13 protein-coding genes are annotated in these 15,442 nt (G+C 66.7%); 9 read left to right on the forward strand and 4 right to left on the reverse strand.

The features are described 5' to 3' along the window. Window positions 1-86: 86 nt before the first annotated feature. Both BMY25_RS18135 and BMY25_RS18140 read left to right on the forward strand, forming a co-directional pair. Window positions 87-956 (forward strand): NAD(P)-dependent oxidoreductase, encoded by an 870-nt coding sequence (locus tag BMY25_RS18135; RefSeq protein WP_092499286.1) that lies wholly within the window; start codon window positions 87-89, stop codon window positions 954-956. Window positions 957-977: 21 nt separating this feature from the next. Beyond that, on the forward strand, window positions 978-1,994 hold the full coding sequence (locus BMY25_RS18140) for a zinc-dependent alcohol dehydrogenase family protein (protein WP_092499288.1): 1,017 nt from the start codon (window positions 978-980) through the stop codon (window positions 1,992-1,994). A gap of 30 nt (window positions 1,995-2,024) precedes the next feature. Here the strand turns inward: BMY25_RS18140 and BMY25_RS18145 are convergent, their stop codons facing one another. Next, the gene (locus BMY25_RS18145) at window positions 2,025-2,993 is read right to left on the reverse strand and encodes a KpsF/GutQ family sugar-phosphate isomerase (protein WP_092499290.1); all 969 of its coding nucleotides are present in this window, start codon (window positions 2,991-2,993) and stop codon (window positions 2,025-2,027) included. A 142-nt stretch (window positions 2,994-3,135) separates the two neighbouring features. On the opposite strand from BMY25_RS18145, the gene BMY25_RS18150 reads away from it, so the two are divergent. Then, window positions 3,136-4,638: an outer membrane beta-barrel protein gene (locus tag BMY25_RS18150; protein ID WP_092499292.1), complete on the forward strand. Its 1,503-nt coding sequence runs from the start codon at window positions 3,136-3,138 to the stop codon at window positions 4,636-4,638. Window positions 4,639-4,717: 79 nt separating this feature from the next. Here the strand turns inward: BMY25_RS18150 and galU are convergent, their stop codons facing one another. After that, the gene (galU, locus tag BMY25_RS18155) at window positions 4,718-5,593 is read right to left on the reverse strand and encodes a UTP--glucose-1-phosphate uridylyltransferase GalU (protein WP_092499294.1); all 876 of its coding nucleotides are present in this window, start codon (window positions 5,591-5,593) and stop codon (window positions 4,718-4,720) included. Between the two features lie 94 nt (window positions 5,594-5,687). Between galU and galE the strand changes: the two genes are divergently transcribed. From galE to BMY25_RS18175, 4 genes are all read left to right on the forward strand, one after another. Beyond that, window positions 5,688-6,677, forward strand: a complete 990-nt coding sequence (gene galE / locus BMY25_RS18160; protein WP_092499296.1) for a UDP-glucose 4-epimerase GalE — start codon at window positions 5,688-5,690, stop codon at window positions 6,675-6,677. Window positions 6,678-6,774: 97 nt separating this feature from the next. Continuing rightward, a complete protein-coding gene (locus BMY25_RS18165; RefSeq protein WP_092499343.1) occupies window positions 6,775-8,817 on the forward strand; it encodes an NAD(+) synthase in 2,043 nt (680 codons plus the stop codon). A 138-nt stretch (window positions 8,818-8,955) separates the two neighbouring features. Beyond that, the gene (locus BMY25_RS18170) at window positions 8,956-10,161 is read left to right on the forward strand and encodes a lytic murein transglycosylase (protein WP_092499298.1); all 1,206 of its coding nucleotides are present in this window, start codon (window positions 8,956-8,958) and stop codon (window positions 10,159-10,161) included. A 12-nt stretch (window positions 10,162-10,173) separates the two neighbouring features. Further along, window positions 10,174-11,595 (forward strand): SGNH/GDSL hydrolase family protein, encoded by a 1,422-nt coding sequence (locus tag BMY25_RS18175; protein WP_092499300.1) that lies wholly within the window; start codon window positions 10,174-10,176, stop codon window positions 11,593-11,595. A gap of 35 nt (window positions 11,596-11,630) precedes the next feature. Here BMY25_RS18175 and BMY25_RS18180 read toward each other — a convergent pair whose 3' ends face one another. Then, on the reverse strand, window positions 11,631-12,527 hold the full coding sequence (locus BMY25_RS18180) for a LysR family transcriptional regulator (RefSeq protein WP_092499345.1): 897 nt from the start codon (window positions 12,525-12,527) through the stop codon (window positions 11,631-11,633). Window positions 12,528-12,628: 101 nt separating this feature from the next. Here BMY25_RS18180 and BMY25_RS18185 point away from each other — a divergent pair, with 101 nt between their 5' ends. Both BMY25_RS18185 and BMY25_RS21245 read left to right on the forward strand, forming a co-directional pair. Further along, window positions 12,629-13,390 carry an SDR family NAD(P)-dependent oxidoreductase gene (locus BMY25_RS18185; protein WP_092499302.1) on the forward strand — a complete coding sequence of 254 codons (762 nt, stop codon included), beginning with the start codon at window positions 12,629-12,631 and terminating at the stop codon, window positions 13,388-13,390. A 116-nt stretch (window positions 13,391-13,506) separates the two neighbouring features. Beyond that, entirely contained in the window at window positions 13,507-13,710 is a 204-nt protein-coding gene (locus tag BMY25_RS21245; RefSeq protein WP_238858414.1) for a VOC family protein, read from the forward strand. Window positions 13,711-13,993: 283 nt separating this feature from the next. Here BMY25_RS21245 and BMY25_RS18195 read toward each other — a convergent pair whose 3' ends face one another. Further along, the gene (locus BMY25_RS18195) at window positions 13,994-15,433 is read right to left on the reverse strand and encodes a glutamate synthase subunit beta (RefSeq protein WP_092499304.1); all 1,440 of its coding nucleotides are present in this window, start codon (window positions 15,431-15,433) and stop codon (window positions 13,994-13,996) included. Window positions 15,434-15,442: the final 9 nt, after the last annotated feature.

Raw genomic sequence — 15,442 nt, forward strand, 5'->3', positions numbered from 1 at the left:
CTTCTGCTCCTTATCGGCGGTTCCTGATCGGAACCAGCTCTTCGTCTCCCCGTTCAGCGGCTATCTTTCGAGATCGAGGCGCTGGGATGAAGGTTGCATTTATCGGGCTGGGCTCCATGGGCATGCCCATGGCCGCGAACCTGGCCAGGGCCGGCCATGACCTTACGGTCTGGAATCGGAGCCGGAAGACGCCCGAAGGCTTCGAGGGCAAGGAGCCGCCGGTGGCCGGCAGCATCGCGGAAGCTGTGCGCGACGCCGAGGCCGTCGTCACCATGCTGGCGAACGACCAGGCGGTGACCGAGGTCGTCCATGGCGGGCTGCTCGACAACCTCCGGCAGGGTGCGGTCCACCTTTCCATGAGCACGCTCAGCGTCGCCGCGGCCAGAACGCTTGCGGAGGAGCACGCGAAGAAAGGCCGGGACTATGTCGCCGCGCCGGTCTTCGGGCGGCCCGAGATGGCGGCGGCCGCCAAGCTCTGGATCGTGCTGGCCGGGCCAGCTCGCGGCGTGGCAACGATCCGCCCGCTGCTGGATGCGCTCGGTCGTGGCGTCTCGGAATTCGGCGAAGAGCCCTGGAAGGCGAACCTCGTGAAGCTCGGCAACAATTTCATGCTGACGGCGATGATCGAGACGCTGGGCGAAACCTTCGCGCTGATGCGCAAGGCCGGCATACCGCCCAAGGATTTCCTCGCCGCGATCAACAACCTCTTCCAGTCTCCGGTCTACCAGAACTACGGCACGATGATCGCCGACGGACAGCACGAAGCGGGCTTCAAGATGTCGCTCGGCCTGAAGGACGTGCGGCTGGCGCTGGCCGCTGCAGATGAACTGCATGTCCCCATGCCCTTCGCCAGCGTCGCCCGCGATAACATGGTGGAAGCGGTGGCGACCGGCGGCGCCGACAAGGACTGGAGCTATCTCGCCCGCGTGGTGCAGGACCGCGCCGGGCTCGACTGAACGCGCGACGGAGAAATTTCGATGAAGCTTTACCGCATTCCGACAGCCGCCGGCATCGACAGCCTGACGCTTGCCGAAGCCGAAACGCCCCGTCCGAAGCGGGGGCAGGTGCTCATCCGCGTCCGTGCGACGTCGCTGAACTACCGCGACCTGATGGTTGTGAAGGGCCAGTACGGCCGTGGCGGCGTTCCCGAAAACATCGTTCCGCTCTCCGATGGTGCCGGCGAGGTGGTGGAGATCGGCGAAGACGTGGAGCGGGTGAAGGCGGGCGACCGTGTGGCCGGCATCTTCATGCAGAACTGGCTTGCCGGCCCGCCGACATCCGCCCACGCCGCCAGCGCGCTTGGCGGCGCCATCGACGGCATGCTGTCGGAATATGTGGTGCTGGACCAGAACGGACTTGTGCCGATCCCCGATCACATGAGCTTCGAGGAAGCGGCGACGCTGCCCTGCGCGGCCGTGACCGCCTGGAACGCGCTGTTCGGCGGAAGGCCGCTCAAGCCGGGCGAGACGGTGCTGGTGCTGGGCAGCGGTGGCGTCTCATTGTTCGCGCTGCAATTCGCCCGCATGACCGGCGCGCGCGTCATCGCGACCTCGTCCTCGGACGAAAAGATCGAGAAGCTGAAGGCGTTCGGCGCGTCGGATTGCGTGAACTACCGGGCGCGGCCGGATTGGGACAAGGCGGTGCGCGATCTCACCGGAGATTCCGGCGTCGATCATGTCGTCGAGGTCGGCGGCCCCGGCACCTTGCCGCTGTCGATCGACAGCGTCCGCATCGGTGGCTCGATCGCCCTGATCGGCGTGCTGAGCGACAATCATCGGATCGATCCGAGCCCGATCCTGCGCAAGAGCATCAACCTGCGTGGCATCTATGTCGGCTCGCGGGAGATGTTCGAGGCGATGAACCGCGCGATCGCCACGCAGGAGATGCGGCCGGTGATCGATCGCGTCTTTCCGTTCGCGGAGGCGCAGGACGCCTATCGCCTGCTGGAATCGCAGAAACACCTGGGCAAGATCGTCGTTTGCGTCGGCGACTAGGCCCGACGCGTCGGGCCGTCCGGGAGCTTCTCAGGCGGCACCGATCCGCAGCATGTCGTGCATGTGGACGATGCCGACCGGCTTGCCTCCGTCAACCACCAGCAATGCGGTGATGGCGGCGGAGTTCAGCGCCTTCAATGCCGAAGCGACCAGCATTTCCGGGGCCACGGTGCGCGGATTGCGGTTCATGATCTCCTCCACCCGGCGCGACAGGAGATCGCCGCCGAGATGTCGGCGGAGGTCGCCGTCAGTGACGATACCGGCGAGACGGCCGTCCCCGCCCGTGATGGCGAGGCAGCCGAAGCCCTTCTGCGTCATCAGGACGATGGCTTCGTCCATCCGCGTTCCCAGTGGGGCGATCGGCACGCTGTCGCCTGCATGCATGATGTCGCGGACGTGCTGGAGATTGGCGCCGAGGCTGCCGCCGGGATGGAACACGGCGAAATCGTCGGGCGTGAAGTCGCGGCTTTCCAGGAGCGCCACCGCGAGCGCATCGCCCAGCGCCAGCTGCATCAGCGTGGAACTGGTGGGAGCGAGGCCATGCGGGCAGGCCTCGGTGACGCGCGGCAGCAGCAGCACGGTGTCCGCCGCCTGTCCCAGCGTCGAATGCTCGCCGGCGGTGATCGCGATCAGCGGCACGGAGAAGCGGCGGGAATAGAAGACGATATTCTTCAACTCCGCCGTCTCTCCCGACCAGGAGAGCGCCAGGATCACATCGCGATGGGTGATCATCCCGAGATCGCCGTGGCTGGCCTCGGCCGGGTGAACGAAGAAGGCCGGCGTGCCGGTGGAGGCGAGGGTCGCCGCGATCTTGGTGCCGATATGGCCGCTCTTGCCCATGCCGGTGACGACGACGCGGCCTTCCGCCTTGCGGATCGTGGCGCAGGCTTCCTTGAAGGGCTCGGAGAGCCCGTTGCCGAGGGCGCGATTCAGCGCGTTGAGGGCATCGATCTCGGTGCCGAGCGTACGGAGCGCCGACTGGACTGCAGGTGAATTCATGGGTTGCCGCTTATCACGGCGTCGTCGTGGACGCGAGCGCCGTCGCCGTTCAATCGGTAAACCGAGCGTTAACCATGGGGCTTTACGCATTGGCAATATCAATTAAGCGAGCGCTGGCTGGGCAGGCGCTTGCGGGTCACCCATGCTGCGCGCCGGTCTTTCCGCCAGTGTCTGTCTCGCTGCCCTGCTCGGTGGGGCGGGTGGCGCGTGGGCGCAGGACGCGGCGCTGACCGCCACGACCGCGAGCACGGACGCGGGTCCGGCGACGACCGGCGCACTGCCTCTCCGCGGCACGCTGCCGACCGATCTCGGCACGACCGGAAACACCTCCGCGCGCGGCACGGCCGCAACCGGGCTGGACACGTTTTCCGGCGATCTCGATGCCGCCGGGGACGATCTGCTGACGCCTGCCACGCCGGCGGCCGCACCCGTGACGAACGCGGCGGCCACGACGATCGTGCCGGAAACCGGGATCCCGGCCCGCCGGCGAAGCGTCGACCGCGAGGCGGCGGACGATGCCTTCGCGCCGGTGGGCGTGCGGGTCGGCACCTTCACCCTCCGCCCCGCGATCGAGGTCGGCGTCACCGCCAGCGACAACCCCGATGGCGGTCCCGACAAGAACCCGGCGCTGGGCGCGGTGATCGCCCCCGAAGCCACGCTGCAATCCAACTGGTCGCGTCACTCCCTCCAGATCGACGCCAAGGGCAGCGACACCCAGTTCAAGGACAAGTCGCTGGACGAGCGCGAGGCCGACGTGGACGTGAAGGGGCGCATCGACGTCTCGCACGATACCAAGGTCAATCTCGGCGCGAGCTACCATTACGGGCTGCAAAGCTATACGAGCCCGGACACGCCGTCCGGCGCGACGGAACGGCCGGCGGTTCATACGCTGACGGGGCAGGCGGGCGTCGACCAGACGCTTGGCCGCTTCGGCATCGAGGCGGCAGGCAGCGTGCAACGCGAAATCCATGAGGACGTCTCGCTGGCCGACGGCAGCAAGGCCGATCTCGCGCGCGAGGACAACAATGCCTATGAAGGCCGGCTGCGCGGTTCCTACGAGATCAGCCCGGCGCTGAAGCCCTATGTGGAAGTGGCGGTCGGCACCCGCAGCTACGATCGCGCGACGGACGAGGACGGCTATCGGCGCTCAAGCGTCTGGGGCGATCTGCGCGGCGGCATCATCGCCGATTTCGGCCCCAAGCTCAGCGGCGAGCTGGCCGCCGGATACCACCACGAGCATTTCGACGACGACCGGCTCGCAGATATCGATGCGCCGACCGCCTCCGCCGCGATCCTCTGGTCGCCGCGCCGGCTGACGATCGTGAAGCTCGGCCTTTCAACCGAGTTCCGGCCCACGACTCTCGAGGGCTCGTCGGAATCGATCGTCTATGGCGGCACGCTCAGCGTGGTCAGAAGTATCCGCCACGATCTGAACGTGGAGGCCGGCATCGGCTATTCCGAGGAGCATTTCGAGGGGGTGGACCGTACCGACCGGACGTTCACCGGCTATGCGACGGTGGCCTACAACCTCAATCGGGACGTCGCGCTGATCGGGCGCTACGAATACGAGAACACCCGGAGCGACGAGCCGAGCTCCACGGGCGACAGCAACACGGTGACGGTGCGGGTCCGGCTGCAAAGATAAAGCGCGCTCCCAGTCTTTCCGGGAAAGATTGGCTTCCCGGAAAGACTGGGGGCGCGCCGCTCGTTCTTCTTCGACCGCCTTAGCGGCCGAGCAGCTTCTCGATCTCGGCGCGGAATTCACCGCCGAGTTCCGGCCGCTCCAGCGCATAGGCGACGTTGGCGGTCAGGAAGCCGATCTTGGAGCCGGTATCGTAGGTGATGCCGTCGAACTCGAAGCCGGTGAAGCGCTGCGTCTTCATCAGCTTGATCATGGCGTCGGTGATCTGGATCTCGCCGCCGGCGCCCGGCTCCTGATGCGTCAGGATGTCGAAGATCTCGGGCTGAAGGATGTAGCGGCCGGAGATGATGAGGTCGGAAGGAGCGTCTTCCGTCTTCGGCTTTTCCACCATGCCGGTGATCTCGTAGCCGGTCTCGTCCTGCCCGCCGACGGCGACGACGCCGTATTTGCTGACCTGGTCGTGCGGCACCTTCTCCAGCGCCAGCACGTTGCCGCCATGCTTCTCGTAAGCGGTCAGCATCTGCTTCAGACAGCCCTTTTCGGCCTTCATCAGCATGTCCGGCAGGAGCACCGCGAAGGGCTCGTTGCCGATGATGTCGCGGGCGCACCAGATGGCGTGACCGAGCCCCAGAGGGGCCTGCTGGCGGGTGAAGCTCGTGGTGCCGGCCTTGGGCAGCTCGCGCTGGAGCTGCTCGAGTTCCTTGGTCTTGTTGCGGCTCTTCAGCGTCGCCTCAAGCTCGAAGGCGGAGTCGAAGTGATCCTCGATCACGCCCTTGCCGCGACCGGTCACGAAGACCATGTGCTCGATGCCGGCCTCGATGGCCTCGTCGACCACATATTGCAGCGCCGGACGGTCGACGATGGTCAGCATTTCCTTGGCCGTCGCCTTCGTGGCCGGCAGGAAACGCGTGCCCAGCCCGGCGACCGGAAACACCGCCTTGCGAATTGGATTTACCACACCTTAGCCTTTCGGTTCCGCCCTCTGGATCGCTGCCTTACTGTACCTCCGGGCGTCTCGTCCAGAGATCAATCGGGCAGGGAACGGTAGAGGCATGACGATTCTCGTTACCGGCGGCGCAGGATACGTCGGCAGCCATGTCGTCCTGGAACTGGCCCGGCGTGGCGAGCGGATCGTCGTGCTGGACGATCTTTCCACGGGATTCGATTGGGCGGTTCTTCCCTCGGCAGAGCTTGTTGTCGGCGACATCGGCGACCGGGTCCTCGTTGACCGGATCCTGACGACCCGGGATGTTCAAACGATCCTGCATTTCGCGGGTTCCGTGGTGGTGCCGAACTCCGTCGCGGATCCGCTCGGCTACTACCTGAACAACACCGTGAAATCGCGCGAGCTGGTCGCTGCGGCCGTGTCGTGCCGGGTGCCGGAATTCGTGTTCTCCTCCACCGCCGCCGTTTACGGCATTCCCGCCAGCCTGCCGGTGGACGAGGAAGCGCCGCTTTCGCCGCTTTCGCCCTACGGCGCGTCCAAGCAGATGACGGAGCGCATGCTGGCGGATGCCGCCACGGCCTACGACTTCCGCTACGTGGCGCTGCGCTATTTCAACGTCGCGGGCGCCGATCCGCTCGGCCGCACCGGCCAGTCCACGCGGGGCGCGACGCATCTGATGAAGGTCGCCATCGAGGCGGCCACCGGTCAGCGCGACCATGTCGCCGTGTTCGGCACCGACTATCCTACGCCGGACGGAACCGGCATCCGGGACTTCATCCACGTTTCCGATCTCGCCCGCGCCCACGGCGCTGCCGTCGACCACCTGCGCGGCGGCGGCACCAGCCGCACGCTGAACTGCGGCTACGGCCACGGCTATTCCGTGCTCGACGTGCTGGATGCCGTGCAGCGCGTTTCCGGCCGCACCATCGACATACGCGCCCGGGCCCGCCGCACCGGCGACATCCCCGTCATGATCGCGCGCGCCGAGCGCATCCGCCGGGAACTCGGCTGGCAGCCCCGCTTCGACGATCTCGACCTGATGGTCGAGCACGCGCTGGACTGGGAAGAAATCCTGCTGCGCCAGCACGCCGCCTGACCCCACCGGCTCCGGCGCTCTCGGTTAAGTGGCGGACGGGATTGCGGAACTTTCCCTCCGGCGGCATGTTGACCGCATGAGGAATGGTGGTTCCACGATGACGTTCGACTCGCTTTATCGGCACGGCTTCGCCCGCGTCGCAGCCTGCACCACGCATTGCACGCTGGCCGATCCCGCCGCCAATGCGGAGGCGGTGATCCGGGTTTCCCGCCAGTGCCACGAAGAGGGAGCGGCGCTCGCCGTCTTTCCCGAGCTCGGCATTTCCGGCTACTCGATCGGCGACATCCTGCAGCAGGACGTGCTGCTGGATGCGGTGGAGGAGGCGATCGACGCCATCGCGGAAGCCTCCGCCGACCTCCTGCCGCTGATCCTCGTCGGCGCGCCGCTCCGCCATGAGCAGCGCCTCTACAATTGCGCGGTGGCGATCCATCGCGGGCAGGTTCTGGGCGTGGTGCCCAAGAGCTACCTGCCGAACTACCGGGAATTCTACGAACAGCGTCATTTCCTCTCCGGCGCCGAGATCGCCGACGACGAAATCCTCGTTGCCGGCCGCGAGGTGCCGTTCGGCACCGATCTCCTGTTCCAGGCCGAGGACGTGAAGAGCCTGATCGTCCATGCGGAAGTCTGCGAGGATTTCTGGGTGCCGATCCCGCCGAGCTCCAACGCGGCGCTGGCCGGCGCGACGGTTCTCGCAAACCTGTCCGCCAGCGATATCACCATCGGCAAGGCCGAGACGCGGCGGATGCTCTGCCAGTCGCAGTCCGCCCGCTGCATCGCGGCCTATCTCTATTCCGCGGCCGGTCCCGGCGAATCCACCACCGATCTCGCCTGGGACGGGCAGGCGGGCATCTTCGAGAACGGCGCGACGCTGGCGGAGACCGAGCGTTTCCCGTCCACCGACCAGATCGCCTATGCCGATATCGACCTCGATCTTCTCCGGCAGGAGCGGATCCGCATGGGCAGTTTCCACGAGAATGCCCGGCAGGAGGAGATGACCGGCGGCTGGCGTCGCGTCTTCTTCCGCGTCGATCCCCCGGCCGACGATATCGGTTTGAAGCGCCGCATCGAGCGCTTCCCCTTCGTTCCGGCCAGTCGCGAGCGGCTGGAACTCGACTGCTACGAAGCCTACAACATCCAGGTCGCCGGCCTTGTCCAGCGGCTGCAATCCACCGGTATCGAGCGCATCGTCGTCGGCGTTTCCGGCGGCCTCGATTCCACCCAGGCGCTGATCGTCGCGGCGCAGGCGATGGATCTCCTGAAGCTGCCGCGCACCAACATCTTCGGCTACACCATGCCGGGTTTCGGCACGAGCGCGGGCACGAAGACGAATGCCATAGGGCTGATGACCTCGCTGGGCATCACCCAGCAGGAACTCGACATCAGGCCGACCGCGATGACGATGTTCCAGGAAATGGAGCATCCCTTCGCCAAGGGAGAGCCGGTCTACGACATCACCTTCGAGAACGTTCAGGCGGGGCTCAGGACCGACTATCTCTTCCGCCTCGCCAACCACAAGAACGGCATCGTTCTCGGCACCGGGGACCTCTCGGAGCTGGCGCTCGGCTGGTGCACCTATGGCGTGGGCGATCAGATGTCCCACTACAACGTCAATGCGGGTGTGCCGAAGACGCTGATCCAGCACCTGATCCGCTGGGTCATCAGTTCGAAGCGATTCGAAGCCGACGTGTCGGAAACGCTGACCGCGATCCTTGCCACCGAGATCTCGCCGGAGTTGATCCCGCCCGGAGCCAGCGGTGCGCCGCAGAGCACGGAAGAGAAGATCGGTCCCTACGAACTGCAGGACTTCAATCTCTTCTACGTGCTTCGCTACGGCTACGTGCCGTCCAAGATCGCCTTCATGGCGCTGAATGCCTGGCGCGACCGGGAAAGTGGCGCGTGGCCTCCCGGTTTTCCCGAGGAGCGGCGGCATCATTACGCCCTGTCCGACATCCGCCACTGGCTGGAAGTCTTCCTCTTCCGCTTCTTCACCATCAGCCAGTTCAAGCGCTCCGCCATGCCGAACGGTCCGAAGGTCGTGGCCGGCGGCTCGCTCTCGCCGCGCGGCGACTGGCGCGCGCCCTCCGACGGGAACGGCCGGATCTGGCTGGAGGAACTGGACCGGAACGTGCCGAGGGAGTAGGGCGGCCTGACCGTCAGGCTGCCTGCTCACGCCTCGTTGATGGCCGGCAGTGACAGGGAACCGTCCGTCTTATCCTCTCCTTAACCATATCCAGCGAGCTTGGGAGCTTCTGACAAACGGAATAACGGAGAGGATGACATGCGGCGACTACTGTCCCTTCCGAGCCTCGCTCTCGTGCTGGCGGCGACCTGCTTCAGCAGCATCGCCCACGCCGATGCGGGCTTCGATCGCTGGGTCGCCGGGTTCTGGCCGACGGCCGCGCAGGCGGGCATCTCCCGCGCCGTCTACCAGGCCGCCTTCCGCGGCGTGTCACCCGATCCCGACGTGCTGGAGCGTGCCCACTACCAGCCGGAATTCGTCAAGCCGCTCTGGGACTATGTCGAGGGCGCCGTCTCCGACAAGCGAATCGCCACTGGGCGCGTCGCGCTGCAGCAATACCGGACCGCGCTCGACGCCATCGAACGCCGCTACGGCGTGCCGCGCGAGATCCTCGTCGCCATCTGGGGCATCGAATCCTCCTATGGCGAGGCGTTGCAGGATCCCAAGCGCGTGAAGCCGGTCGTCCGCTCGCTGGCGACGCTCGCCTATGCCGATCCGCGTCGCGCCAAGTTCGGCCGCACGCAGCTGATAGCGACCCTGAAGATCCTTCAGCACGGCGATATCTCGCCGAAGGGCCTGACCGGCTCCTGGGCCGGCGCCATGGGCCACACGCAGTTCATCCCCACCACCTATAACGGCTACGCCGTCGACTTCGACGGGGACGGTCGTCGCGACATCTGGAATTCGCCGGTGGATGCGATGGCCTCGGCCGCGAACTACCTGAAGAAGGCCGGCTGGAATTCCGGCAAGACCTGGGGCTACGAGGTGCTGCTGCCGCCGGAGCTTAGCGGCGGCCGCAAGGGCTCGCTGCCGATCTCGCAATGGGCGCGGGCGGGCGTCGTGCGCGTCGGCGGGAAGGATTTCCCGCGCGGCGACGACAAGGCCGTGCTGGTCCTGCCGGCCGGGCAGGGCGGCCCCGCCTTCCTGATGCTGCGCAACCACTTCGTCATCAAGCGTTACAACCAGTCGACCGCCTATGCGCTGGCGGTGGGTCACCTTGCCGACCGGCTGATCGGCGCCGGACCCTTCGTCCATGCCTGGCCGAACGGCCAGCGCGCCCTGAAGCCCGGCGAAGTGCAGGAAGTTCAGCAACGCCTTTCCGCTCTCGGCTATTATGATGGCGAGATCGACGGCAAGGCCGGTCCTGCCTCGCGCGAGGCGGTGAAGGCCTTCCAGAGCCGCAATGGCATGGAGCCGAACGGCCATGCCGGCGTGGAAGTCCTGAGCGCTCTGCGCGAGGGATAGCGCGGAGGTGAGATGAGAAGGGCCGTTATCGTCTGCGTGACCGGAGCGCTCGTCGCGGGGCTCGCCTTCGGCGATATCGCCGCGGCGCAGCCCAATGGCGGCTATTACCAGGCGCAGCCGCAGCAGGCGGGCCGCCCCAATTTCTTCCAGCGGCTTTTCGGACGGCGGCAGCAGATGGCGCCGCAGCAGGCCCCGGCCATCGCGCCCCAGCAGGCGCCTGCTCCCGCGCGGCGCAGCACGCCCCGGCGACCGGCGCCCGTCCGCACGCCGGCGGAGAGAAACGCGCCCCTCGCCGTCAATCCCAAGCCGGTCGCGGCGGACGGCAAGGCGGAAAACGCCCGCCACATCCTCGTTGTCGGCGACTTCATGGCGGCCTCGCTGGCAAAGGGCCTCGCGGCCGCCTATTCCGACAATCCCGATGTGCTGGTCATCGACGCAAGCGTCGGCTCCTCCGGTCTCGTCCGTGACAAGGCGTTCGACTGGCCGGCAAGGTTGCCGGGCCTTGCCGGCGACCAGAAGGCGGACGCCATCGTCGTGATGATCGGCGCCAACGACCGGCAGACGATCACCGGCACCGGCGGCAGCGCGGTGCTGGGCTCCGATCGCTGGACGCAGGTCTATGGCGAGCGGGTCGCCCGCTTCGGGCAGGCACTGAAGGCCACGGGCAAGCCGGTGGTCTGGGCAGGGCTGGTGCCGGTCCGCTCCACGGCCATGTCCAACACCTACAGCACGCTGAACGGCATCTTCCACGATCACCTGGATACCCTCGGGGTCAAGGTCGAGGATCTCTGGGACGGTTTCGCCGACGAGGACGGCCGCTTCGTTAGCAACGGCCCGGATGTCTCCGGCCAGCCCGTGCAATTGCGCGACAGCGGCGGCATCGCCTTTACGGAAGCCGGCGCGCGCAAGCTCGCCTTCTTTCTGGAGACCGATCTCGACAAGACACTGGGCACCCTGCCGCCCGTGGCGAATGGCCAGCAGCCCGCGCCGAGCGACCAGCCCAAGGGACCGCAGATCGGGCCGATGATACCGGTGGGCGCGCCTGTCGGGCCGACGAACGCGCTTTCCGACATGCCACCTGCCGTTCCCGGCAATGCGAACGACAGCCTCGCCAGCAGCCTCGTGACGGCGGCATTCGCAAAGGGCCCGGCAGTGCCTGCGAGCCGGGCCGACAACAATGCCTGGCCGCGCGGCAGCGCGCCCCAGCCGAAACCCGAGGCGCCGCCGACCGGGCAGGAGCTGCAACAGCCGAGCGTGCCTACCGCGAGCGGGCAAGGTAATGCCACCCCATCCGCATCCGCCCCGGGGTCTCCACCCCCTGCTAACGCGCCGCTGGCCCAGGCGAGCCCCGCGGTTCCGGCCAACACGGCGGCCCCACCTGCGGCTGTTCCTGCAGCCCCTGCGGTTCCCGCAGCACCGGCCGCTCAGCCCTGAGACAGAGCCTCGAAGGTTGGTGCCGCTCAGGATTCCTAGGCAGGAGACCGGTGCGGCCCAAGCGTATCGATCAGCCAATCGACGAACACCCTGACGCGCGGGGAAAGCTGGCGGTTGCTGGGATACAGGACGGAGAGACGGGTCGGGGTCGGCGGAAAATCGGCCATGACTTCCACCAAAGTACCCGCCGCGAGGTCGTTTTCGAAGCGGATGCGCGGTGCCTGGACCAAGCCGAAACCCAATCTCGCCGCCGCCACGCTCGTATCGGCGCCGCCAACCAGCACGCGCGCCGGCAGGGAAACCTCGATCGTCTCGCCGTCCCGCGTGAACTCCAGCGGCAGCGGCCGGTCCGTTCGCGACGACACGAAACCCACCATCACATGTCCGTCCAGCCGATCGGGCGACAGAGGAACGCCATGCTCGGCGAGATAAGCGGGGCTCGCGCAGGTGATCTCCTCCATGTCTCCGAGGTGCCGAGCGACCATGTCGCTGTCGGGGAGGTGGCCCGCGCGCACCACGCAGTCGATGCCCTCCCGCACCAGATCGACCAGACGCTCTCCCTCGCCGAGATGGATCGCCAGCGCCGGATGTTGCGCCAGGAATGCGGGCAAAGCCGGCAGCAGCATCGTCCGCACCAGATGGCCCGCGATGTTGACCCGGAGCAGCCCCGTCACGGCCCCGCTCGCGCCGCGGCCGGCATCCTCGATATCCGCGAGAATGGACACGCAGCGCCGGTAATAAGACTCGCCGTCGACCGTCGGCTGGACGTGCCGGGTGGTGCGCTGAAGCAGTCGCGTGCCAAGCCTTTTTTCCAGCGCCTTGATCGCGGCCGTTGCGACAGGACGTGAAATGCCCAGATCGGCCGCCGCGGCGCGGAAGCTGCCCCGGTCGACGATGCGGACGAAGAGTTCCAGGCTGGCGAGACGATCCATGGCGATCATTCTGTCTGCCAAAACAATGTTGACCGCAATCTCGATCTAATCAGGCCGGGCGGCTGCAACTAGATCGGTGCGACCGAACCGATGGAGTTTCCATGTCCGCACATTCCCCAATCGCAATCGTCACCGGCGGCAGCCGCGGCCTCGGCCGCTCGACGGTGGAGGCTCTCGCCCGCCGTGGCGTCGGCTCGATCGTCACCTACAACAGCAATCGTGCCGCCGCCAACGAGGTGGTCGCGGCCGTGGAACAGGCCGGCGCGCGCGCCGTCGCCCTGCGCCTCGACACCGGCGACACGGCGGCCTTTCCCGGTTTTGCAACCGAGCTTCGCAAGGTGCTGGCCGACTGGGGTACCGAGCGCTTCGACTTCCTCGTCAACAACGCCGGCATCTCGCATCACGCCCCGATTGCCGAGGTGACCGAAGAGGATTTCGACGCCCTCTACCGCGTTCACCTCAAGGGCGTGTTCTTCCTGACGCAGACCCTGCTGCCCCTCATCGCGGATGGCGGTCGCATTGTGAACGTCTCGACCGGCCTGACGCGGATCGTTTATCCCGGCAGCGCCGCCTATGGCTCGATGAAGGGTGCCGTCGAGGTGCTGACCCGGTATCTGGCCAAGGAGTTGGGGAATCGGCGGATCGCGGTCAATGTAGTTGCACCCGGCGCTGTCCAGACCGATTTCAGCGGCGGCATGGTGCGCGACAATCCGGAGGTAAACCGGCGCGTCTCCGAGGTCACGGCGCTCGGCCGTCCGGGCCTGCCCGACGATATCGGCCCGATGATCGCGTCGCTGCTGTCGGAAGACAATCGCTGGGTCAACGCGCAACGGATCGAGGTGTCCGGCGGAATGATGATCTAAAATCGTCGTCGGAACGCTTGCGGCGCCGCTACTCGGGTGGCGCCGGAACCGGTTGGCGCTTCCGCCGGCTTCTCAAAGTCATACCGGAAGGGTGAACGGGACGCAGGAGCCGGAGGGTGTTTTCACATGTGACGATCGGGGTGAACGACGTGCCGCGCGCCCTGGATTTCTATAGGCCGCTCATGGACATCCTGGGTCTGCCCTTGAAGTTCTCGGGCGCGCAATGGGCCTGCTGGAAGCATACGGATGCAGATCGGCCGCTCTTCGTCGTGATGCAGCCTTTCGATGGCGGGGCCACATCGCCAGGAATGGACAAATGACCGCCTTCCTGGCGGCCAGTCGTCCGCTCGTCGATCGATGCCATGAGTACGCAATGTCTACGGGTGGGAGCGACGAGGGCGGACCGCGACTTTGGCCGCAATACCATTCAAATTTTTACGGCGCATATTTCCGGGATCCCGAAGGCAACAAGATCTGCGTCTGCTGTCACGACCCGGAGGCATAGCAGGTTCGGCGCTGGCGCTCTTTCCTGAATGAAAAAGCCTGCCCCGAAGGGCAGGCTTGATTGTTGTTGGCCAGCGAGCCGGCCGGCGCGCTTCCGCCTCAGCGCGGCAGCAGCGACGAGCCCATCAGATAGGTGTCGATGGCGTGGGCTGCCTGGCGGCCTTCGCGGATCGCCCAGACGATCAGCGACTGACCCCGGCGGACGTCGCCGGCCGCGAAGACCTTGTCGACGCTGGTGCGGTAGTCCTTCTCATCGGCCGCCACATTGGTGCGGCGGTCGCGCTGCAGGGCGTCGCCGAGTTCGGCGAGATAGGTGCCCTCTCCAGGGCCGGCAAAACCGATGGCGATAAAGGCCAGATCGGCTTGGAGGATGAACTCCGAGCCCTCGATGGGCTGGCGCTTGTCGTCGACGCGGGCGCAGCGCACGCCCGTCAGGCGACCTTCCTCGCCGACGAATTCCAGCGTCGCGGCTTGAAATTCGCGCTCCGCGCCTTCCGCCTGGCTGGAGGAGGTGCGGAACTTGGTCGGCCAGTACGGCCACACCAGCCCCTTGTCCTCGTGCTTGGGCGGCACCGGGCGGATATCGAGCTGGGTGACGGAAAGCGCACCCTGCCGGAAGGACGTGCCGACGCAATCCGACGCCGTATCGCCGCCGCCGACGACGACGACATGCTTGCCGCCGGACCAGATATCGCCCGAGGCGCCGGGCTCCGGCACCGTCTCGCCGCCGACGCGGCGGTTGGACTGGACGAGATAGGGCATGGCGTAATGCACGCCGAAAAGGTCGATGCCGCCGATGCCGGGATCGCGGGGGCGTTCGGCACCGCAGGCGAGCAGCACGGCGTCGTGTCCGTCGCTCAGCTCCTGCATCGTATGCGTCACGCCGACATTCACGCCGTAATGGAAGGTGACGCCCTCGGCTTCCATCTGCGTCACGCGGCGCAGGATGTGATGCTTTTCCATCTTGAAGTCGGGAATGCCGTAGCGGAGCAGGCCGCCGGCCTTGGGCTCGCGCTCATAGACATGCACGTCGTGGCCGGCGCGGGCGAGCTGCTGGGCGGCAGCCAGACCCGCCGGGCCGGAGCCGATCACCGCGACCTTCTTGCCGGTCTTCACCTCGGCCGGCTGCGGCTTGATCCAGCCGGAAGCCCAGGCCTTGTCGGCGATCGCCTGCTCGATGGTCTTGATGGTGACCGGGATGTCCTCGATGTTCAGCGTGCAGGCTTCCTCGCAGGGAGCGGGGCAGATGCGGCCGGTGAATTCGGGGAAGTTGTTGGTCGTGTGGAGGTTGCGCGAGGCCTCCTCCCAGTCGCCGCCATAGACCAGGTCGTTCCAGTCCGGGATCTGGTTGTGGACCGGGCAGCCCGTCGGGCCATGGCAGTACGGCACGCCGCAATCCATGCAGCGCGCGGCCTGACGCTGCACTTCCGGCTGGGGAAGCGGCAGCACGAATTCGCGGAAATGGCGCACCCGGTCGGAGGCCGGCTGGTAGCGCTGTTCCTGGCGATCGATCTCCAGAAACCCTGTAACCTTACCCATCGTTCTATT

Origin of the sequence: Faunimonas pinastri (assembly GCF_900110915.1) — a bacterium.
GTDB classification, from domain to species: domain Bacteria; phylum Pseudomonadota; class Alphaproteobacteria; order Rhizobiales; family Afifellaceae; genus Faunimonas; species Faunimonas pinastri.